This window comes from Acinetobacter sp. CY79, from assembly GCF_059515845.1.
Window position 1 is genome coordinate 34,842 of record NZ_JCAKMY010000006.1, and the last position, 21,183, is coordinate 56,024.

Consider the following 21,183-nt stretch of genomic DNA (forward strand, 5'->3'; position numbering starts at 1 on the left):
AATCAGATAGATACCAAAGGTAATGTATTATGAAAATCGATAAAATTCCTGACACATTAGATCCGAATTTAAATTTAGAACAAATCCGTGAAGAATGTCTTGAATTAGTCAAAAAGCGCTCTTATGTGTCCGCAGGCGTTGCCGTCATTCCTGTACCCTTTTTAGATGTAGTGATTGATGTCGGTATGCTGTCTCTTCTCATCCCTGAAATCAATACGCGCTTTGGTCTTTCGCCTGAACAAATCAGTGTCTATGATCCGAAAACCAAAAAAGTACATTGGAGCGAATTGCGTAAACGTGGCTTTGAATTTTCAGGCTTAGTGGCTGCACGTACCGCGGCTAAACTATCTTTGAATAATATGGCCTCTAAGATTATCACTAAGCAAGTGACGAAGTTCATTCCACTTGGCGGTTCTATTATTGCGGCGAGCCTCGGTTATATCATTATGAAAAAAGTAGCCGAAGCGCATGTTGAAGAAAGTTATAAGCTTGCTAAAAGCATTCAGCAGAAGCAAACAGCGAAAGTCGTGAGCTAAGTGGTTATTGGCTAAGTGACTCGATGATAAAAAATAAAAAAGCGGATAGATGATCCGCTTTTTTATGCTGTTGATTTTTGATTCACTTGTTATTCATTTGGTTCAGGGGAATACAACGATACAATCTGTTAATCCGCCTTCAACTGTTTCAGCAGGGCTTTTAAGATTTGAATCCTTGCTGAGTATTTATCATTGGTTGCAATCACATACCACGGCGCATAATCCGTATCGGTTCTTTCCAACATGTCCGCCGCTGCCGTTAAGTAGTCATCCCAACGTCCACGGTTACGCCAATCTTCAGCAGTAATTTTAAAGCGCTTATGCGGTGTTAATTCACGCGCTTTAAATCTGGCTTCTTGTTCGTCCTTACTAATCGCCAACCAGAATTTCACCACAACCGTTTGCGTATCCGATAAGTCTTTTTCAAAGCGATTGATCTCATCATACGCCCTCTTCCATTGCACATCGGAAGCAAAACCTTCTACACGCTCAACTAAAACGCGTCCATACCAAGAACGGTCAAAAATCGAGATCGTTTCATTTTCGAGTAATTTATTCCAAAAACGCCATAAATAAGGTCGTGCTAATTCATATTTTTCAGGTGCTGAGATATTAAAAATCCCATATTCTCGGGGATCAAGTTTTTTAACAATGCGCTTGATCGCTCCACCTTTACCTGCCGCATCCATACCTTCAAACACAATCACTGTTTTGCGACCATCTAGGCGTAATGCTTCGGCGACTTTTTTGGTGAGTTTTTTCAGTTCTGCTTTGTATTCGGTTTCTTCTAAAACAATGCTCTCGGGTTGTAATAAGGCCTCTGGCACAACCGCTTGTTGCCATTTGCTCCGAACTTTCAGTGGATGGTTCGGTAAATGTTTTAAATGCTCTAATACATGCGTTGCAAACGTTTGATCACGCTGAACTTCATCTTCACAATTAATGATCAACCAATCATCAGTAAAACGCTGACGAAGCTTTTGCACATTGTCATATTGTTTTTTATTACGCCAATCGAGTCCATGTAATTTGTGCCAACGTTGTTCTGACGCATCCATTTTATCGAGACGTTTTTGCAAAGATTTCCATGACAGATCAAACCAAACTTTAATCACATCGACATGGTTATTTTTAAGATCCTGCTCAAACTCTTTCATGCGCTGAACATAAGCATCAAACATGGTTTCATCAAACGGGCTTGAAACATGTAAAGTCGTGGTCAACAAATCACTATACCAATTACCAAACATGACGATCATTTGCCCTTCAGCAGGGATATATCGCGCATAGGGTTGCCAAAAAGGTGTCGTGGTATTCATCAAATGCGGTGGATCAGCTTTAACACGTAAATAACGAGGATCGACCCATTCACGCAGTTGTTTTACAGACTCCCCTTTACCCGCAAGCTCAATACCACTGACTAGAATGACCAAGCTTTTCGCATTCTTTTTTGCTTTGGTATTTTTGAGCGCGTATTGAGCTTCGATCAGTTGCAAACTTAAATCTTCTGGCTGATTTAAAGATGTTGCTACAAGCTGAGCTTCAGGCTCATCTTTAACCTTATCTTTTGAGTCATCTTTCAACTTTTCTATGCGTTTAGCCGTCATGCTTTTCTCTATTTTTATATCTTTAGATCAGTATACGCAACTGACCATGGTTTGATGAAACTTGATGTACAATAATTGCAATTCAAAGATGACTTTTCATTGACGATTTAATTTTGTATTGCTGCTGATTTGTCATAGCGCATTTATTTAAGTCAAATTATGCTGAGTTAAGCATCTTTATATTTCGATATTTATTGAGTTCCACATGTCCAAACTTGCTGCATTAGATGATCTTTTAGAACAATATAAACAATTAAACTATCATTCAGATCCACTGTTAAAACAGCGCTTAACTGATGCTCAAAACTGGCTCAAGTCGAGAATTTTAAATACCCATCAAGAACTGTTCAATCAACCTAAAAATCAGCTTATGGCGCAATATTTTATTAACCGTTTATACGGTGGCCCTGAGTTTGATGAATTAGCCTTACAAATTGAACGACTACTCAACTATGCGCATAAAGCAGAGAAAATCATTCCTGAAAATGCCATTCAAACAGGTTTGAAGTCTGTCGGTCTTGCTGTGCTTGCGATGCAACTCGATGAGCAAGTGGCACAACAATTATTAACAGACTATCCAGCAGATCAAGCGATTGATGATGAAATGATGCGTCAAACTTTGGTAAAGCTCGATCAATCGACTGCTCGCAAACAGCAACTCGATTTACTCGATGAACTGGGCATCAGTCTCGATAAATACATGCGCTCTTTCATCATGCACACTGCTTTTAAAATGTGTAAAGGTACAGCAAGCAAATATCGTTTTGAGCTGATGTACGATTTTATTGGTGAAGGTTTTGTTGCCATGAAGCCTTTAAAGTCGGCAGCGACATTTATCCACAGTTTTACTGAAAAAGAACGCATGATTGTGGACAATGTACATTCAGGTCAACCCAATCCGTTTAGAATATGATAAGGTTTTGTGCACAAGAGCAGAGTGCTGATACCAACTCGTTATCGCATTGTGTTCAACCAGCTCAATTGGAAGCATCAGAACAATTCAATTACAGGCGAAAAAGACCTTTATTTTTCTGTATATTATTCATAGCAATTGCATGATCAACGCTGTAAAAAATGAAAGAATCTGTCATCATGCAATTTAACAACGATTAACCATTATTTGTGTTCAGGAGCGACTCGAATGTCTAACGAAAATCAACAGCCTACTGCTCAAACTGAGACGGCAAAAAGTGCAGACAAAGTGAGTCCATTTTTAACTGAGCCATTACCAACAGGCACTCCACAAGGTCAACAACAATCTTTAGAACAAAAATTGACTGATACGCCTGTAACAGGTTCTGTTCCAAAATATAATTTACCGCGTGGCGCAAACACTGGAAATGTGGGTGAAACTACACATTTCGGTTTTCAAACTGTGAATAGCGAAGAAAAAGCGCAAAAAGTGGCTGAAGTTTTCCATTCAGTTGCAGCGAAATACGACATCATGAATGACTTGATGTCATTCGGTATTCACCGTCTATGGAAACGCTTTGCGATTAATATGTCAGGTGTTCGTCGTGGTCAACGTGTACTGGATATCGCAGGCGGTACAGGTGATTTAGCTAAAGTGTTTAGCCGTGAAGTCGGTCCAACAGGTCATGTGGTTCTGTCTGATATTAACGAATCTATGCTGAATGTTGGTCGTGATCGTTTAATCGATGCAGGTTGTACCAACGTTGATTTCGTATTGGCAAATGCGGAAACTTTAGAGCCTTTTGAAGACAACAGTTTTGATCTTTTGACGATTTCTTTTGGTCTACGTAACGTGACCGATAAAGATGCAGCCCTCGCTGCAATGTACCGTGTACTTAAGCCAGGTGGTCGTTTACTGGTTTTAGAGTTTTCTAAGCCTGTCTTTGAACCATTCTCAAAATTGTATGATTTGTATTCATTCACGGCTTTACCCATCATGGGGAAAATCATTGCCAATGACTCAGAAAGTTATAAGTATTTGGCTGAATCGATTCGTATGCATCCAGACCAACGTACCTTAAAAGGCATGATGGAAAATGCAGGATTCCAAAACTGTGATTACCATAACTTGACTGCGGGTATCGTTGCAGTACACCGTGGTTTCAAACTTTAAGTTCTAAGCATAAGGTCAACAAGGTATCGTTATGTGGTCGATTCTGGCACTAGGTGCAGTTGAACGCTTCATTCATCATTGTATCAATTTGGATGCGATTACTCGCATCCAGTTCAATGAATTACAAGACAAAATGCTACGCGTGGTGATCGATTCACCCCAGCTTTCTGTGGATGTATTTTTCGACAACGAGAAAATTCGCTTAGAGCCCACAGTCACGGGTCATACCGAAGCTTCTTCTATTTTTGAACAACGTCCATTTGATTCAGTCAATACCGTAACCGAAGCCAATGCAACGTTGCATGTGAGCAATGTGATTGAACTTGCCAAACTGTTATTGGCAGACGATGTCGGTAATATTCCTGTGCAGGGTGACTATCAACTGCTCCAAAATATTCAACGGATTATTCAACAAGCTGAGCCTGATTTGGCTTCGCAATTGAGTCCTTGGATTGGTCCAAATTTGGCGAGTCAAATTGGCAAAATCCAACTCGCACCCAAACAATTATTAAAGTCTTTCGACAGTCATTTGTTTTTTGCTGAAGACTTTCTCAAAGAAGACAGCGGACTATTCGCACCACGCTGGCAAATGGATGATCTCAATCACGAGACACGTCAACTTACGCAAAATATTGACCGTTTAGACGCTAAGATTCAGCAACTTAAAGCTCAATTTAATCCCACGTAACCTCACATCAAACTAGGTAAATGCACATATGATTCCGCACATTACACGTCTACTCGAACTTTGGCGCATCGCCGCGCACTATAGACTCGACACGTTAATCCCTGCGGAAGACATCCCTGCAAAAGCACGTCCGATCATTAAGCTGATTCATATGCACCCTGCTGCATGGTCGAGCCGTGAGCGCAAGAACCCTTTAAAGCTCAAAGAAGCTTTGGAAGAAATGGGCCCACTTGCCATTAAAATGGGGCAGTTGCTCTCGACACGTCGTGACTTGATTCCACCTGAGCTCTTGCAACAATTGGTTCTTCTACAAGACCGTGTCAAACCCTTTGGTCATGATGTCGCAAAAATGCGGATTCAGGAATCATTAAAGGCTGACGTAAATACCTTATTTGCACGTTTTGATGATCAACCTTTAGCAGCCGCTTCTATCGCACAGGTGCATACCGCAGCGCTACATGATGGTCGTGAAGTTGTGGTTAAAGTCACTCGACCGAATATTCGTGCGCAAATCATTCAAGATTTTGAAATTTTAGAATGGCTCGGTGCTTTTTTAGAAAAGCGTCTTGAAGCTGCACGCGCGTTGCACCTTTCAGAGATTATTCAAGACTATCGTCAAATCATTTTAAATGAGCTTGATTTGACTTTAGAAGCAGAAAACACTCGCCGAATGCGCCACTACTTTACCGGTTCAAGCATGATGTATGTGCCTGAGGTCTATATGGACAGTAAAGATGTCATGGTTGCAGAGCGGATCACGGGTGTGCCCATTTCAGATATCGCGACATTTGATCAGTTGGGCATGGATCGCAAGGATTTGGCTGAAAAGGGTTTAACGATTTTCTTTACCCAAGTGTTTCGCGATAATTTTTTCCATGCCGATATGCATCCGGGAAATGTCTTTGTAGAAACCATTAATCCAAATAATCCACGCTTTATTGCTCTTGATTGCGCAATCATGGGTGAACTGTCTAAACATGACCAAATGACCATTGCACGTATGCTTTTGGCGGTCATGAATAGTGACTTCATGCAGTTAATCCTCATTGTGCATCAAGCCGGTTGGATTCCACCGGGTACAGATCAAGATGTCTTGGCACGTGAAATGCGTCGCACAGTCGGTCCAATGGTTTCTAAACCGATGCATGAATTGGATTTTGCAGGAATTCTGATTCAAGTGATGGATATCGCACGTCGTTTTCACTTGGAAATTCCACCACAATTGATGCTGTTACTGAAAACTTTAGTCCACGTTGAAGGCCTCGGTACAGACCTCTATCCTGAATTGGATATTTGGAAATTAGCGAAACCGATCCTCACGGATTGGGTGAAAGCACAAATGAACCCACAGAAGAATCTAAAAGAATTAGGTCAAAAGATTCCAGATTTATTGTTGGGTGCACAAGACTTACCGACGTTGATGATTGATAGTCTCAATGGTTTAAAAAATCAGTCTGCTTGGCATGCGAAACAGCTCAATGAACTACAGACGATGCGCTTGCAAATGGAACAGCAGCAAAAGCGAAGCTGGATTTTTGGAAGTCTCATGGCAATTTTGTTGTCAATTGCTGTGATTGCGCCTTGGTATGTTTCAGTTATTCTGATTATATTGGTAAGCTTCATCGCGATTTGGCGTGTGGCTAAATAAATTTCTAATTTAAAAAATCGTCAGCGATTAGAACCTAGATGACTGATCAAAAGCCCAATGAATCCTAGAAATTGATTGGGCTTTTTTATGGTTCACATGTTGATGCTTGAAATATTTAAATTTTAAAATCCAAACAATATGCAATGACTTCAAAGTCATGAACTGCTTTTTATTGCCATTGTTGTAAGCTTTTAATTCTTTAAAATTGGCAACTTATATTGAGAGAGTGTTCTTGAATGACCCAAATTCTTAAAAAATCTGCCAAAGTTTTGGATATCCGTGTCGGTGATCAAGCACGTCAATTGATTTTAAAAGAAGGGTTGCAAGCACATCATGTCGATACCATTCCGGGGGCTGCAGGCGGACCAAAAGGTATTGGTTTAACCGGGCTTGATCAAGCGATCTTTGGCGATTTTTTACCGCAAGCAAAACAACGTCGCTTCCTCATTGGCTCATCTGTGGGTGCATGGCGCTTTGCTGGTATTGTGGCGCAAGGTGAAAAAGCTGGTCCTGAAAAACTCGCCGAGCTGTACACATATCTGCCTTTTCATAAAAAAATGAAAATAGCGGAGATTGAAAAAATTTCTCGCGATATGTTGGCGGGTATTCTTGAAAATAAAACACAGCAACTGGTGGATCATCCTGATTATCATTTGACGATTATTGCAGCTAAAGCGGAACATTTATTTCAAAGTGATCATAAATTGGCGTTGTATAGTTCGCTATTGGGAATTGTAGGCAGTAATGCGATTTCTCGAAAGCATCTTAATAAATTTATGCAGCGTGTGATTTGTCAGCCGAGCCAGTTTCTACAATTTCAAATACAAGATGATGCGTTTAAAACGCATTATATTCATTTCCATAAAGACAACGTTGCCGACTGGCTGATGGCATCAGGCTCAATCCCGGGTGTGACCCCTGCTGTTCGAAATATTGTCGATGCACCTCAAGGAGCTTACCGCGATGGTGGTCTGATTGATTATCACATTGACTTACCGTTCCAAAGCAAAGGTGTAGTGCTGTATCCACATTTTACCGATAGCATTACACCGGGTTGGTTTGACAAGATGTTTAAATCTCGAAAATCGAATCCTGTAAATCAGTCACGAACCGTATTGATTTCACCCTCTCAAGCTTACTTAAATTCTCTACCTTTAGGTCGTTTACCTGACCGTAAAGATTTTGTATTGAAAGGATTGTCTGAACAGCAACGTATTCACATGTGGAAACAATCAATCGCTGAAAGCCAGCGTTTAGGTGATGAATTTTTAGAATTGGTTGAAAAGCAGCGTTTTGCGGATGTGATGCAAGTACTCTAAAAATACATTTAGAAATCTATTGTTATATCGAATAGTTAAAAACAGATAAGTGGAATTAATATTTAATCCAACATTCACTAATATTTTTTGTCGTGTAATCTAAAAATCTAAGCCATTGGATGACTAGGTAATTACCTTCTTTTTTGTTACATTAGCCATAAAATAGAATATAGAAATAACAATGAAATCAATCCATTTTGCGATTATTGGCGCTGGAACGGCGGGAATCGCAAGCGCAATTTTATTGGCGAAGCAAAACATTCAAGTCACGCTGTTTGAGAAAGTCACTGAACTTGAACCTGTGGGTGCTGGACTCTTATTACAACCTGCTGGTTTAGCCGTTTTTGAGCATTTGGGTATTCTTGATCATGCTTTAACTTTAGGGGCTCGAGTTAAAGGTTTAGAAGGTCGATTACCCAATCAAAAACTCTTGGTCAATAGTCACTATCAACAAGCCAATCCAGCATTTTACGGTCTCGGCATTCACCGTGCGACTCTATGTCATGTGCTTGAATCCAAAGCCAAAAAATATTCAGACCTGATTCAATGGCAAATGAATACCGAGATTAGTCATTATCTTGAACGCTCAGATGGTATTCAGATCTTTGGCACTCAAGCTGGCGTAAAATTTGACGCACAGTTTGATGGAATCATTATTGCCAATGGTTCAAGAAGTGGTTTACGTCCTAAAGACTGGGTCAAAGTTGATCAAGCCTACCCTTGGGGTGCAAAGTGGACGATTGTCCCGGAATGTCTCGATCTTGATCCTGAAATCCTGCATCAATTTCATGAAAAATCTCAACTCATGCTCGGTATTCTACCGACAGGTGCTGTCCCTTCAGCTCCGCATAAGCGACTATCAAGTGTCTTTTGGAGTATGCCAACACCGATGCTTGGGCATTTCTTAAGACGTCAAATTGACCGTCAACAATGGCTTGCACAAATCGATTCAAAATGGCCTGACACTGCAACTTGGTTAAGAACCGTGATGGGCAATAGTTCACAACAATGGCTTTCTGCCCATTATCGTGATGTGGTGATGTCGAAAATGGGCGAAGGACGAGTCGGTGTGATTGGTGATGCAGCACATGCCACGAGCCCTCAACTTGGACAAGGTGCCAACATGGCTTTGCTCGATGCATGGGCACTGAGTCAATCCATCCAAGCTTCACGCCAAGGTGAAAGTTTGGATTGGTCGAAGCTTTGGCAAACGTATCATCAACATCGAAAATCCTCAACGCAGTTCTATCAATTCTTAAGTCGTCTCCTCACCCCGCTTTATCAATCTGATCATTGGTGGGCAGGTGGCTTGCGTGATCTCAGTTTTGGATGGATGTATCAAATACCTTATTTTCGTAAAGAAATGGCTTTGACCGTTTCGGGTTTAAAATCTGGGATGTTTAGTCAGATGCAATACGATGACATTGCCAAACCCCATGCTCAGGACAACAACTTCATTCAATCCAATATTTAATTTAAAAATGAAGAGCGCTCAGCAAAACCTTGAAAATTGCTGAAAGTTTTCCGCAAGTGGATTTAAATCGCTTAAACTACAACGCGCCCTCAATTGGGACGCTGTTTCTTAATCTCTAATTTTTTTGGTGAAATCCTATGAACAATATGCAATGGCTCGATGAAGTAAAATTTAACGAACAAGGACTGATTCCTGCTATTGCTCAACATCATCAAACAGGTCGTATTTTGATGGTGGCATGGATGAACCGTGACGCTTTAAGTTTAACTGCTGAGAAAAACCAAGCGGTTTATTTCTCCCGTTCTCGTAGCAAGCTATGGCATAAAGGTGAAGAGTCTGGTCATTTCCAAACGGTACATGAAATCCGCTTAGACTGTGATGCAGATGTGATCGTACTGCAAATTGAACAACATGGTGGTATCGCCTGCCATACAGGCCGTGAGTCATGCTTCTATCGTAAACTCACACCAAATGGCTGGGAAATTGTCGATGCACAGCTTAAAGACCCAAATCAAATCTATGGTAAAAAATCTGGCAATGCACATACTCAAGCCATGAATGCATCCAATGCACAAGCTGAACAAGTTGAGGTTCTAAATTACTTAGGTCAAATGATGGCTGAGCGTAAAGCCGCTGATCCTGACTCTTCATATGTGGCTAAGCTGTACCATAAAGGCTTAAATAAAATCTTAGAGAAAATCGGTGAAGAAAGTTTCGAGACGGTGATTGCAGCGAAAGACTATAAAGCTAAAGCCAATGAAGACAATAAAAATGACCTGATCTATGAAGTCGCAGATGTTTGGTTCCACACCATTGTCATGCTCGGCTATTTCGATCTTGATATTCAATTGGTACTCAATGAACTTGCACGTCGTCAAGGATTGTCTGGTTTGGTTGAAAAAGCGAATCGTAATCATTGATCAAATATCATTAAGTTAAAAGCGCCTATGATGGTGCTTTTAACTTCTATATTTTTACTCATGCTATTATGCTGTTAATATTGAATAAATTATTAGCTCACAAATATAATGCAATTAAAAAACCATATACTTAAAATAAAAGAATTACTTATCAAATTAAAAATTGAAATTGTCTCAGAGAAATATGATCTAAACTTTTCAGAGCTAAAGTGCGTTATAAATCATAAAGAGTACATCCTTCTATTTTTTTCGGAAAAATTTTTAAATCAATCCGAAGAAATTATTAACATTCAAAAAAATAATATTCAAAAAAACATTAATTCATTAATTTTTGTAGATAATTTAAGTGAGCGCACAATTTCATCATTATTTCGTTATTTCACAGAACCTCTGAAAATCTATGTGATAGATTTCAAAAAAGAGATAATTTATTTTGATGCATTCAGAGAATGCAAACTCGGACGAGAAAATCTGAGTTACCATGACTTCTTCGTAAATCTTCGATCTCCAAATTACCAAACTTTAAATCAACGTATTGACGTTATGGGGCAAGACCACCAACTGAGAAACGCATTTTTTAAAAAAACTTTCTACCCTATTCTATTTGCTAATTTTTTAGTCACCTACTTGTTACTTCAATATCAAATCACAATCATCCCGAACAGTTATAATTTTTTAAGTTATGTATCTCCAGCAATTAAATTTTTAACTTTGAATCCCGAGACCAGTTATTTTGCCAGTACTTTTAGCATCACTGTCCTTATTTTTCTCTTTTTGTGCATAAAATATTATTTAAAATTCAGATCCTTCATTACTCCAATTGTTGCACATCCGGATAACTATTCTTATGCAAAGAAAATGAGGCTTGGAATGTTTCTCTTATCTTTGATGTTCTTATGTGCAGCTCACCTTACGCATTGGCCAGAGCATACTGCATTGATGTTCTTAATATATCAAAGCTTTGGCGTGATTTTTTTAATTGTCAGCGGTTACTTAAACGTAACTTATCCATACTATATTCGAGTTCAAAAAAGCAAACAGAATGATTACCGTAAATTTTAATTCATCTCCAGTTGAATAACTTAAATGCAAACATAAGCAGTTAAAAACCTAATGAAAAATTTTAAAGAATATAAATGTCAAATGGCTTTGTTTCAGCGGAATTACTTAAAAATGATTCCATTTGTTGCAATGATTTTCTTTGGATCCATTTACTTCCAAATTTCTTTCATACCTCATCAACTTCACTTTTTTACACATTTAAACATAATTTCTAGAATGTTAGAGAGTTTGGGGTATGGCTATCTTGGGGATGCTTATGCTTTTTTATTTATATCTATGATTACTTTTTCTTTACTCAGTATTTATAAAGCTCGTAAAATAATTCCCATTAAAGGCTCTTTAAAAAATAAAATTACTCAGTCTCTTAGGCGAACTCTACAATTCAGTATAAGTTTAGGTTTCATTGCCTTTTTTTGTTTTTTTGCCTTCAATCTCATTAGCCAAGTACCTTGCAATTTAGTAAGTCCACAAGACATGAATATAGAATGTCTCGGCAAAAAAACTGTCGTAACAGATACCTTCATACTTAACTTAACTAATTTCATATTTACTCAAGCTGGATTTGTAATGTTAATCATGTCATTTACTAGTCAAAATTATAATCTTTATAATGAAACTGATGATAAAAATAAAATCTAAAATACTTGGGATTTCTAATTTAATTATTTTATAAAAACTCAGAGTTGTCATAAGAAACAAATCAAGTAAGATTCTTGCTATACTCGCTGTTCAATTTTGATCCACTTATAAAGACCTTCTATTACTGTGCCTGAAATTTTAAAAGCAACGCCTGAACAACAATTTGCCATTGAGCAAGCCCATAAAGGCGAATCCTTTAAAGTGATTGCTTATGCAGGCACAGGTAAAACAACGACTTTAAAATTAATCAGCAATGCAATGCAGCATCGCCGTGGTATGTATTTGGCATTTAACAAAGCCATTGCCACTGAAGCGCAAAATAAATTTCATGGCAATGTCGACTGTCGTACTTTTCACTCTCTTGCTTTTCGAAGCGTTCCACGTGGAGTGACGGATAAATTACGTTTACCTCGTTTGAGTCCAAGTTTTATTGCCAAAGAATATCGTTTAGAGCCGATTACTCTTCGACGCCTCATGGGTGGTCGTTATGAAAAATACGCCCTCATGCCAAGTCGTCTAGCGAGTCTGGTTGCAAATGCTGTGAGCTATTTTTGTTCAACCAGCTCGCAATACCCTGCACCAAGACACATCCAAGCCCCCAGTTGGTTGCATGCCGATGATATTGAAACACTTCAAAAGCATTTATACCCTGCGGTAGAACGTCGCTGGTTAGAATCGATTGATCAAAACCATCAGGCAGGGATTGGTCATGATATTTATCTGAAACTGTGGGCGTTATCAGATCCATTCATTCCCGCTGATTATGTGCTATTTGATGAAGCTCAAGATGCTGATCCACTGATGCTCGGTATTCTACTCAAACAACGCAATACCCAAGTGATCTATGTCGGTGATGCGCATCAACAGATTTATGCATGGCGTGGTGCAGTGAATGCGATGCAACAAATGCCTTTGCCGGAATCACGACTGACGACATCATTTCGTTTTGGTGATGCCATTGCAGATGTGGCCAATCGTCTACTCGGTGGATTGAACGAAACCATACCTTTAATGGGCAATCCAGACTTAAAGTCCAGTGTGGTCAATAAACCACATACCAAAATGCGTGATGCAATCTTGTGTCGTACCAATGCACGAGCAATGGAATTATTACTCTCAGGCTTAGTGCAAGGCGATAAAGTCAGCCTGCAAGCCGACCATGCCAAGCTCAATCGCTTTGTCGATGCTGCTAGTCTGCTTAAACAAGGTAAGCGAGTCGTCGATGTTCCTGAATTGGCTTGGTTTAATTCATGGCATGATGTACATGAATACTGTGAAACCAATGATGGTAGTGATATCAAACCTTTAGTGAAATTGGTAGATGATCATGGTACAGATCCACTCAAAAAAGCACTTGCGAAAATCACCCCAATCGAGCAAGCTGATTATGTGATCTCAACCGCACATAAAGCCAAAGGTTTAGAGTGGAATCGTGTTCATATCGAAGATGATTACCAATTTAAAATTAATGGACTTGAACACAAAATTAGTGATGAAGAGTTACGCTTACTCTATGTTGCCTGTACCCGTGCCAAGAGTACTTTAAATATTCATCATATTTATGATCTAATACAGCAACTTAAAATCAAATCTGTTCAACAATCGATTAAAACAAAAGCTACAGCATAATTTAAAAAAATTGCAGGGCTATTCACTTGCAGGATTATTATGAAACTGAACTCAATAAGTCTTCGCCATGCGCATCATTTTTCAGACTTAAACATCGAATTTAAATATTCAGACAAGCCAATCACCTTAATTTTAGGTGACCAATCATCAGGCAAAACCGCGATCTTAAAAAATATCTACCAATCGCTGACTTGGTTTGCTGCACGTTTTAAAGATGCGCGAACTGCAGGTGTAGTGATGCCTGATTCGGATATTACCGATAATCGTGTTCAATCACGGATCGAAATCACCATTCAAATTCCTGATGATATCGGCACGCTTCCTGAGAGCACGACTGCTGAAGAGAAAAATGTCAGTCATTGCACGTGGCGCTTATATAAAACCATTCAAGCCAATGGTATTGGTTTTAGTAAAGTCGATACGCTGCAACTTGAGCAAACGATTCAGCTCTATCACAAAGCCTTTGCCCAAGATCCACTCATTGGTTTGCCAATGATCGCATATTATCCGAGTGATCGTTTTGTGAATGATGTGAACTTGATCAGTAAAAATAACCCTGCCGTGTTTCAAAACCATTCCGCTTATGAGCTGGTTGTTCTTCCCTATACGACTTTTGCTCGTTTTTTTGAATGGTTCCGTGAAATTAGTGATATTGAAAATGCACAAGCTGCGAATCTATTTCAACAAATTCTCATAGATGCCAAAGCATTAAAAAGTACAACTCAAAGCATTATTGAAGATGATGATAAAAGTATTGAATTCACGAAAAGCTTATTTCAAGCCCACGCGCAACTCCACAGTCCGAGTTTAAATGCGCTTAAAAAAGCTTTAAATATTGTGATTCCAGACATTACGGATCTGTATTTGGAATATCAACCTAAATTACAATTGATGGTGTGCTATAACAATCAATACATCGCGTATCAACAACTGTCGAACTCCATAAAAAATTGGGTTGCTCTAGTGGGTGACATTGTCCGTCGTTTAAGTTTATTAAATCCGAATAGTTTATTCCCTTGTCTCGAGGGCAATGGCATTCTATTGATCGACAGTATTGATGCTCAATTGGATCAATATTCCACTCAAAATATTTTATTGCGTTTAAATCAAGCCTTTCCGAATATTCAAATCATCGTGTCAGGCACCAGCGATGATTTGTTAGAACATGCAGAACAATATCAATATTTAAAATTGGAAAATAAACACATAGAAGAAATCGACTTAGCTTCTTCAAAAATCTCAATGGATTCTATTTATCAAAATTTATTGGGGCAAGATTTCAATATCAGCGATGACGTTCTGCAAGAACCTGATCCGAGTTCAGACGTCGAAAAAATGTTTGAACATTTTCAAAATCTAAATGCAGAACAACAACAAGAGTTGATCAAACTCTTGGGTGGAGACGATCAACTATCTAAAGAAAAACTGTAATGTAAATTACGCTAACAATGAAAAGTGTTTTGACCATAAAATAGATAAATAGTCACAACACTTTGAATGAAATGCGATATTCTTGTATGGTGAATGCAAAAAAGTTTGATGTTATTTTGCTCATGTAATAATATCATTAACATTCATTTTTTGTGAAAAATATCAATCTTTTCACATTTAATTTCTCAGGTTGCGCAACACAACTTGGCTTAAAATCATTTATACAGTTCGGCTTTCAATATTTAAGCAGTTGGATGTCTCTTTGCTATCCTCAAATCATTGAAAGATTAAGACTCATCATAGGTTTCGACCTATATCAACACTATGGATATGAGTGTGTTACCGATTATTATATTGTTACCGTTAATACTTGGCACGTTTCTCGTCCTTTGGCTGCAAAAATTCTCGCGTGGGGTAACAGCTTTAGGGGCAATCGGGGTCAGTTTAAGTAGTTTTGGATTATTACTGGCTCAGGCAAAACAAGTATTTGATGGCTTTCCCGTATTAGAAAGTTGGCAATGGTTACCGCAGTTAGGAATCGATTTCAGCTTTCGCTTAGACGCCTTGGGCTTAATTTTCGCCCTATTAATTACAGGCATTGGTACGCTGATTTATATCTATGCTTACTATTATTTAAATCCAAAAAATTCGTTAAGTAAGCTCTATGCCTTACTCATGCTCTTTATGGCAGCGATGTTGGGTATTTCTCTCTCTAATAATTTAATTATTCTTTTGGTTTTCTGGGAACTCACCAGCATTTCGTCCTTCTTACTCGTCGGTTATTGGAGTAATTACGAAGCTGCACAACGTGGCTCACGTATGGCACTGACCATTACGGGCATGGGCGGTTTAGCCATGCTGGGTGGTTTTATCCTGATTGGGCAAGTGACAGGGACGTATCAAATTGACCAACTGGTCACTATGGGGCCAATGATCCAAGCCAGCCCTTATTTTGCTCCGATTTTATTGCTGATTCTTTTAGGTGCTTTCACCAAAAGTGCGCAATTCCCATTTCATTTTTGGCTTCCAAATGCCATGGCTGCGCCAACGCCAGTGTCTGCTTATCTACATTCAGCAACGATGGTTAAGGCTGGGATTTTCTTACTAGCACGCTTAATGCCAATTTTTGTTGGTTCAGCGCTTTACCATAATTTAGTCACCACGGTGGGTTTGTTCACGCTGTGTATGGCAGCATTCTTTGCCATCTTTAAAGAAGACTTAAAAGGCTTATTGGCGTATTCAACGATTAGTCATTTGGGTCTCATTATTTGTTTATTGGGGATTGGCTCTCCATTAGCCGTTGCCGCTGCCGTGTTCCATATTATTAACCATGCGACATTTAAAGCGGCATTGTTCATGATCGCGGGTATTATCGATCATGAAACGGGTACACGTGATTTACGTAAACTCAGTGGCATCTGGCAACTGCTTCCATTTACAGCAACATTGACCATGATCACGGCTGCTGCAATGGCAGGCGTACCGTTCACCAATGGTTTCTTGTCGAAGGAAATGTTCTTTACTGAACTCTTAGCGAATTTATCAGGTGGATTTGTCGTCACTGCTGCAATTGTCGCAACGCTGGCAGGTTTATTTGCTGTCGCTTATTCAGTGCGCTTGGTTCACGGCGTATTCTTCGATGGTGATATTGGTCGTGATGTTCCAAAGAAAGATGCGCACGAACCGCATGTCGGTATGCGTGCACCTGCCATTTTATTGGCAACATTGTGTATTGCAGTCGGGATCATTCCTGCCCTCTTGCTTGAAAATATTGTCAATGCCGGAGCGAGAGCAAGTATTAATCAGCCTGCATTTGAAGGCGTTCATCTCGCAATTTGGCATGGCTTTAATGTGCCTTTGCTGATGAGTGCGATTGCATTGGTTGGTGGTGTCATCTTCTACTTTGCATTGGCCAAAGGCGGTAAACTCCGTGATATTGACTTGGACCCAGCGTTGGGAGCGTTTCAAGGCAAATTATTATTTGAGCGTTTCCTGAAACAACTTCTCATCCAGTCACGTAAATTTAAACGCGCAACTGAAACAGGCTCGCTACAAACTTATCTTTTACTCATCGTCATTTTCGCTGTCGTGATGGCATCGATTCCATTGCTTAATCAAGGTTTAAGTACCGGGGCTCGTGAACTGACTCATGCACCATTGATTGCCATTGTGCTTTGGTTATTACTGTTCTCAGCTTGTTGGATGATGTTGTGGTTCCATCACGAACGTATTAAAGCGGTGCTGATCAGTGGTGCTGTCGGTCTCGTCGTCACCATGGTTTTCCTGACGCTTTCAGCGCCTGATTTAGCCTTGACGCAAATCACGGTAGATGTGGTAACCACTGTTCTTCTACTAATGAGCTTATCACTGCTTCCTCAACTTACACCTTATGAATCTTCGATAACACGTCGTTGGCGAGATGCCTTGATTGCGATTGTGGCAGGTTTAGGGATAGGTTGGATTGCATGGCTCGTCATGACACGTGACCATAATTCAATCTCGTGGTTCTTCTTGCAGCAATCCATCCCTCTCGGTGGGGGTTCGAACGTGGTCAATGTCATTCTAGTCGACTTCCGTGGTTTTGATACCTTCGGTGAAATCACTGTTCTCGGCATCGCTGCGATTGGCGCACTGTGCATGATGGATGGTATGCGTGCTCACGGTACAACCATTACCCAAGGCTTAAGCTATCGTTTTAATCCTTCTCCATTGATGCTTCGTATTACTGCATCATGGGTATTACCCATCGCTTTAGTGGTCAGTCTTTACATTTTCCTTCGTGGTCATAACTTACCGGGCGGTGGATTTATCGCAGGCTTAATTACCTCTATGGCTTTGGTGATTCAATATATCGCCTTAGGTCAAGATCAAGCTGAACAGTTATTACGTGCAAAATCAGGTCGTTTATACGAAATCTGGATTGGATTTGGACTCATGTTTGCAGGACTCACCGGTGTTGCGGCTTGGTATTGGGATCGACCATTCCTGACCAGTGCACACATATTTGTAGAACCTGCCCTGCTTGGAAAAATGCACTTGGCTTCAGCCGCTGCATTTGACGTCGGCGTTTATGTCACTGTACTGGGTGCAACCATGTTGATGATTTCTGTCCTTGGTGACTCCCGTAACACTAGTATTACAGGTCCAGTTCCTAAGGGGTAATTAATGATTAGTTTAGAATTTTTACTCGCATCTGCTATTGGACTATTGGTTGCTACAGGTGTTTATTTAATTTTACGTGCACGTACATTTCCAGTGGTACTAGGTTTGGCAATGATTGGCTATGCAGTGAACTTATTTTTATTCGCCATGGGGCGCGTTCAAATGAGTTCTCCTGCCATTTTAACCCATGCCACTCAAGTCACTGACCCACTCCCTCAGGCTTTAGTGTTGACTGCAATTGTAATTGGCTTTGCTACGACTGCTTTTATTGTGCAATTGGCTCTACGTAGTCGCTATGAATCAGGTACAGATCATGTCGACTCCAAAGAGGATCCGATACATTTCGATCCACGTGAGGATGAGCCTTAATGATGAATTTTATCGAATTTTGGCAAAGTCACGCTCCAATTCTGAGTATTTTAATTCCCGGATTTACAGCCTTTATACTGCTTTTGCTGGGTAATCCAGGGTCAGGTTCTTTAGCACATGACTGGCGTCAACCTTGGCGTCGTGGCATCAGTTTCACCTCGATGTCACTCGGTTTTGTTACGGCGATCAGTTATTTGTTGATGGCAAATAACGGACAGGTCATCGTCTACCAACTCAGTGAATGGAATGCACCATTTGGTATCGTCTTGGTATTAGATCGACTATCGGCATTTATGTTGATACTGACCTATGCCCTTGCCCTGCCATTAATTTGGTTCGCCAGTAAGGAATGGGATGAACGTGGTCGATACTTCCACGCGATGTGTCATTTCCTGATGATGGGACTGTGTGGCGCATTTTTAACAGGTGACTTATTTAACCTGTTCGTGTTCTTCGAAGTCTTGTTGATGGCATCTTATGTGCTACTACTGCATGGACAAGGTAAAGTACGTTTCCAACTGGGTGTGCATTACGTCACCATTAACCTGCTCGCATCAGCTTTATTCCTGATTGGTTTAGGGATGATTTATGGCAGTGTGGGTAGTCTAAATATGGCAGATGTCAGCCGACTTTTGCCAACATTAGAGCCTGATCAATACCAATTGGCCGTTTCAGGTGGTTTCCTCCTTTTTGTTGTATTTGCGATTAAAGCTGCGATTTTACCTGTTGGTTTTTGGCTACCGAAAACTTATGCCGTTGCCACAACGCCTGTTGCAGCCATTTTTACCATCATGACCAAAGTTGGCATTTATGCGATTTTGCGTGTAAATGGCACGGTCTTTAATGATGAATACGTTCAGAACATTCTCAGTAATATCTTGCTTCCAATTGGCTTGATCACGTCCGTTTATGGTGTCATTGGCGCTATTGGCTCAGAGCGTTTACGACGCTTCATTGGCTTCATGATCTTATCTTCAATTGGGACCATCATCGTTGCTTTATCTTTGATGACCACTGATGCTTGGACTGCAGCACTTTATTATCTTGTACACAGTACCATTATTGCTGCGGCATTTTATTTACTCAGTGGTTGGATTACTTCTCAGCGTGGTCAATTTAAAGATCATTTCAAAAATGCACCGGTGATGAAACAAAACACTTTAGTGTCCATTTGCTTCTTTATCATTGCATTGATGATGGCAGGATTGCCTCCTTTTAGTGGCTTCTTTGGTAAAGTCTTTGTTTTACAAGCCTCTCATTCTTCGCCTTATCAACTGACCATTATCATAACGATTTTAATCGTCAGTTTGCTGAGCATTATTGCATTCACACGCGTTGGTTTTGTTTTGTTTTGGCGGTCAACTGCGCCAGAAACAGATCCAAAAGAAAAAGCTTTTGAAGAGTATGCCAACTTACCCAATCGAGCACCGCTCAGAAATGATAAAACCATTTATCTGATGCTTTCAGGCTTAATGTTGTATGTCGTATTTGCGCATCCAATTATGCAATACCTTGAAAAAACCAGTGCTCAGTTAAAAAATCCTCAGTTGTATTATGATGCTGTACTGAAGTTAGACAATGAAAATAAAGTGATTAGTGTTCAGCCTTTTGATCCTCACTATTTACCTGAAACTAAATATAATGGTGAATCCGCAGATCCCAATGCTCGATTGATCCCTTATATCATCAGTGAAAAAACCTTAGACGGTGAACATATTTCTGAGTACAAACAGCGTCAAATTCAACAACAAGAGCAAGACGTGAAACAAGAACAAGACTTGTCTCAATTGAAGCCGATGGAGCAATAAATGGAACCCAAAAATTCATTATTTTACCGAATTTTGCCCCATCCATTTGTTTCTGTGATTGTGGCGATGAGCTGGTTGATGCTTGGAAATAGTGCTGAATTATTCGATATTATCGTCGCGAGTATTTTGGCACTCATCATCCCAAAAATGATTCAACCCTTTATTGTACGCACACCCAATATTCATTGGGATTTGGCCATCAAGCTTGCTTTTGTGGTGCTCTGGGACATTATTGTCTGTAACGTGCGTGTAGCCAAGCAGGTACTTGGGCCAACAGACAAACTCCATCCTAAATGGTTTCGTGTGCCTTTAGATACTGATCATGAACAAGTAAATTCATTACTTGCAATGATTATCACCACAACGCCTGGAACGGTCAGCGCGGGTATCGATCAAGAACGTGGTGATATCTTGGTTCACTCACTCAGTACCGATGATCCAGATGCTGATATTTTAGAGATCAAAGCACGTTATGAAGCCCCTTTAATGGCTATTTTTAGTGTTGAACAAGGAGAGGACGCATGACCATATTGCCGTATGCATTGGGTATTTGCTTGATCGCAGTGACGATTTCAATGCTCCTATGTTTGTTCCGTCTAGTGATTGGTCCTTCCATCGTAGACCGACTCTTGGCACTGGATACCTTATTTTTAAATGCGACCTGTCTGGTGGTGATCCTTGGAATTTATTGGGCAACCACATCCATGTTTGAAGGCGCTTTATTGGTCGCTATGCTTGGATTTGTTTCAACCGCCGCTTTGGCGCGTTACTTCACGACCGGCCATGTGATCGACTAGGAGCACTA

At 40.1% G+C, this 21,183-nt stretch carries 18 protein-coding genes; 17 read left to right on the top strand and 1 reads right to left on the bottom strand.

All coding sequences use genetic code 11. The features are described from left to right. Nucleotides 1–29: 29 nt before the first annotated feature. Nucleotides 30–536 (top strand): hypothetical protein, encoded by a 507-nt coding sequence (locus AC5YCE_RS03240; RefSeq protein ID WP_496124676.1) that lies wholly within the window; start codon nucleotides 30–32, stop codon nucleotides 534–536. Between the two features lie 128 nt (nucleotides 537–664). Here the strand turns inward: AC5YCE_RS03240 and pap are convergent, their stop codons facing one another. Further along, nucleotides 665–2,143, bottom strand: coding sequence for a polyphosphate:AMP phosphotransferase (pap, locus tag AC5YCE_RS03245; RefSeq protein WP_496171041.1), 1,479 nt, complete (start codon nucleotides 2,141–2,143; stop codon nucleotides 665–667). A gap of 205 nt (nucleotides 2,144–2,348) precedes the next feature. On the opposite strand from pap, the gene AC5YCE_RS03250 reads away from it, so the two are divergent. The 16 genes from AC5YCE_RS03250 to AC5YCE_RS03325 all read left to right on the top strand — a co-directional run bounded on the left by AC5YCE_RS03250 (nucleotide 2,349) and on the right by AC5YCE_RS03325 (nucleotide 21,175). Continuing rightward, a complete protein-coding gene (locus AC5YCE_RS03250) occupies nucleotides 2,349–3,056 on the top strand; it encodes a DUF8198 family protein (RefSeq protein WP_496171042.1) in 708 nt (235 codons plus the stop codon). 228 nt (nucleotides 3,057–3,284) lie between these two features. Beyond that, a complete protein-coding gene (gene ubiE / locus AC5YCE_RS03255; RefSeq protein WP_496124673.1) occupies nucleotides 3,285–4,229 on the top strand; it encodes a bifunctional demethylmenaquinone methyltransferase/2-methoxy-6-polyprenyl-1,4-benzoquinol methylase UbiE in 945 nt (314 codons plus the stop codon). A gap of 31 nt (nucleotides 4,230–4,260) precedes the next feature. Then, the gene (locus AC5YCE_RS03260; RefSeq protein ID WP_496171043.1) at nucleotides 4,261–4,917 is read left to right on the top strand and encodes a ubiquinone biosynthesis accessory factor UbiJ; all 657 of its coding nucleotides are present in this window, start codon (nucleotides 4,261–4,263) and stop codon (nucleotides 4,915–4,917) included. Nucleotides 4,918–4,945: 28 nt separating this feature from the next. Continuing rightward, the gene (locus AC5YCE_RS03265) at nucleotides 4,946–6,565 is read left to right on the top strand and encodes an ABC1 kinase family protein (protein ID WP_496171044.1); all 1,620 of its coding nucleotides are present in this window, start codon (nucleotides 4,946–4,948) and stop codon (nucleotides 6,563–6,565) included. A 236-nt stretch (nucleotides 6,566–6,801) separates the two neighbouring features. Next, the gene (locus tag AC5YCE_RS03270; RefSeq protein WP_496124670.1) at nucleotides 6,802–7,884 is read left to right on the top strand and encodes a patatin-like phospholipase domain-containing protein; all 1,083 of its coding nucleotides are present in this window, start codon (nucleotides 6,802–6,804) and stop codon (nucleotides 7,882–7,884) included. A gap of 181 nt (nucleotides 7,885–8,065) precedes the next feature. Beyond that, on the top strand, nucleotides 8,066–9,358 hold the full coding sequence (locus tag AC5YCE_RS03275; protein ID WP_496171045.1) for an FAD-dependent oxidoreductase: 1,293 nt from the start codon (nucleotides 8,066–8,068) through the stop codon (nucleotides 9,356–9,358). Nucleotides 9,359–9,495: 137 nt separating this feature from the next. Next, nucleotides 9,496–10,278: a bifunctional phosphoribosyl-AMP cyclohydrolase/phosphoribosyl-ATP diphosphatase HisIE gene (hisIE, locus tag AC5YCE_RS03280; RefSeq protein WP_496171046.1), complete on the top strand. Its 783-nt coding sequence runs from the start codon at nucleotides 9,496–9,498 to the stop codon at nucleotides 10,276–10,278. A 108-nt stretch (nucleotides 10,279–10,386) separates the two neighbouring features. Further along, nucleotides 10,387–11,340, top strand: coding sequence for a hypothetical protein (locus tag AC5YCE_RS03285; RefSeq protein WP_496171047.1), 954 nt, complete (start codon nucleotides 10,387–10,389; stop codon nucleotides 11,338–11,340). 51 nt (nucleotides 11,341–11,391) lie between these two features. After that, the gene (locus AC5YCE_RS03290; protein WP_496171048.1) at nucleotides 11,392–11,979 is read left to right on the top strand and encodes a hypothetical protein; all 588 of its coding nucleotides are present in this window, start codon (nucleotides 11,392–11,394) and stop codon (nucleotides 11,977–11,979) included. Between the two features lie 126 nt (nucleotides 11,980–12,105). Then, nucleotides 12,106–13,608: a UvrD-helicase domain-containing protein gene (locus tag AC5YCE_RS03295; RefSeq protein ID WP_496171049.1), complete on the top strand. Its 1,503-nt coding sequence runs from the start codon at nucleotides 12,106–12,108 to the stop codon at nucleotides 13,606–13,608. A gap of 39 nt (nucleotides 13,609–13,647) precedes the next feature. Continuing rightward, nucleotides 13,648–15,039: an ATP-binding protein gene (locus AC5YCE_RS03300; RefSeq protein WP_496171050.1), complete on the top strand. Its 1,392-nt coding sequence runs from the start codon at nucleotides 13,648–13,650 to the stop codon at nucleotides 15,037–15,039. A 324-nt stretch (nucleotides 15,040–15,363) separates the two neighbouring features. Then, complete coding sequence (locus tag AC5YCE_RS03305; RefSeq protein ID WP_496171051.1) at nucleotides 15,364–18,201, top strand: monovalent cation/H+ antiporter subunit A; 2,838 nt, start codon at nucleotides 15,364–15,366, stop codon at nucleotides 18,199–18,201. 3 nt (nucleotides 18,202–18,204) lie between these two features. After that, nucleotides 18,205–18,570 carry a Na+/H+ antiporter subunit C gene (locus AC5YCE_RS03310; RefSeq protein ID WP_496124664.1) on the top strand — a complete coding sequence of 122 codons (366 nt, stop codon included), beginning with the start codon at nucleotides 18,205–18,207 and terminating at the stop codon, nucleotides 18,568–18,570. Beyond that, nucleotides 18,570–20,378: a monovalent cation/H+ antiporter subunit D gene (locus tag AC5YCE_RS03315; RefSeq protein ID WP_496124663.1), complete on the top strand. Its 1,809-nt coding sequence runs from the start codon at nucleotides 18,570–18,572 to the stop codon at nucleotides 20,376–20,378. Before AC5YCE_RS03310 ends, AC5YCE_RS03315 begins: the two co-directional genes overlap by 1 nt. Then, entirely contained in the window at nucleotides 20,379–20,903 is a 525-nt protein-coding gene (locus tag AC5YCE_RS03320; protein ID WP_496124662.1) for a Na+/H+ antiporter subunit E, read from the top strand. After that, a complete protein-coding gene (locus tag AC5YCE_RS03325; protein ID WP_496124661.1) occupies nucleotides 20,900–21,175 on the top strand; it encodes a monovalent cation/H+ antiporter subunit F in 276 nt (91 codons plus the stop codon). Before AC5YCE_RS03320 ends, AC5YCE_RS03325 begins: the two co-directional genes overlap by 4 nt. The last annotated feature ends 8 nt before the right edge of the window (nucleotides 21,176–21,183 follow it).

Bases quoted from the DNA above. Each gene is read 5' to 3' on its own strand.
- AC5YCE_RS03240 (WP_496124676.1), top strand. From the start codon at position 30: ATGAAAATCGATAAAATTCCTGACACATTAGATCCGAATTTAAATTTA.
- pap (WP_496171041.1), bottom strand. From the start codon at position 2,143: ATGACGGCTAAACGCATAGAAAAGTTGAAAGATGACTCAAAAGATAAG.
- AC5YCE_RS03250 (WP_496171042.1), top strand. From the start codon at position 2,349: ATGTCCAAACTTGCTGCATTAGATGATCTTTTAGAACAATATAAACAA.
- ubiE (WP_496124673.1), top strand. From the start codon at position 3,285: ATGTCTAACGAAAATCAACAGCCTACTGCTCAAACTGAGACGGCAAAA.
- AC5YCE_RS03260 (WP_496171043.1), top strand. From the start codon at position 4,261: ATGTGGTCGATTCTGGCACTAGGTGCAGTTGAACGCTTCATTCATCAT.
- AC5YCE_RS03265 (WP_496171044.1), top strand. From the start codon at position 4,946: ATGATTCCGCACATTACACGTCTACTCGAACTTTGGCGCATCGCCGCG.
- AC5YCE_RS03270 (WP_496124670.1), top strand. From the start codon at position 6,802: ATGACCCAAATTCTTAAAAAATCTGCCAAAGTTTTGGATATCCGTGTC.
- AC5YCE_RS03275 (WP_496171045.1), top strand. From the start codon at position 8,066: ATGAAATCAATCCATTTTGCGATTATTGGCGCTGGAACGGCGGGAATC.
- hisIE (WP_496171046.1), top strand. From the start codon at position 9,496: ATGAACAATATGCAATGGCTCGATGAAGTAAAATTTAACGAACAAGGA.
- AC5YCE_RS03285 (WP_496171047.1), top strand. From the start codon at position 10,387: ATGCAATTAAAAAACCATATACTTAAAATAAAAGAATTACTTATCAAA.
- AC5YCE_RS03290 (WP_496171048.1), top strand. From the start codon at position 11,392: ATGAAAAATTTTAAAGAATATAAATGTCAAATGGCTTTGTTTCAGCGG.
- AC5YCE_RS03300 (WP_496171050.1), top strand. From the start codon at position 13,648: ATGAAACTGAACTCAATAAGTCTTCGCCATGCGCATCATTTTTCAGAC.
- AC5YCE_RS03305 (WP_496171051.1), top strand. From the start codon at position 15,364: ATGGATATGAGTGTGTTACCGATTATTATATTGTTACCGTTAATACTT.
- AC5YCE_RS03310 (WP_496124664.1), top strand. From the start codon at position 18,205: ATGATTAGTTTAGAATTTTTACTCGCATCTGCTATTGGACTATTGGTT.
- AC5YCE_RS03315 (WP_496124663.1), top strand. From the start codon at position 18,570: ATGATGAATTTTATCGAATTTTGGCAAAGTCACGCTCCAATTCTGAGT.
- AC5YCE_RS03320 (WP_496124662.1), top strand. From the start codon at position 20,379: ATGGAACCCAAAAATTCATTATTTTACCGAATTTTGCCCCATCCATTT.
- AC5YCE_RS03325 (WP_496124661.1), top strand. From the start codon at position 20,900: ATGACCATATTGCCGTATGCATTGGGTATTTGCTTGATCGCAGTGACG.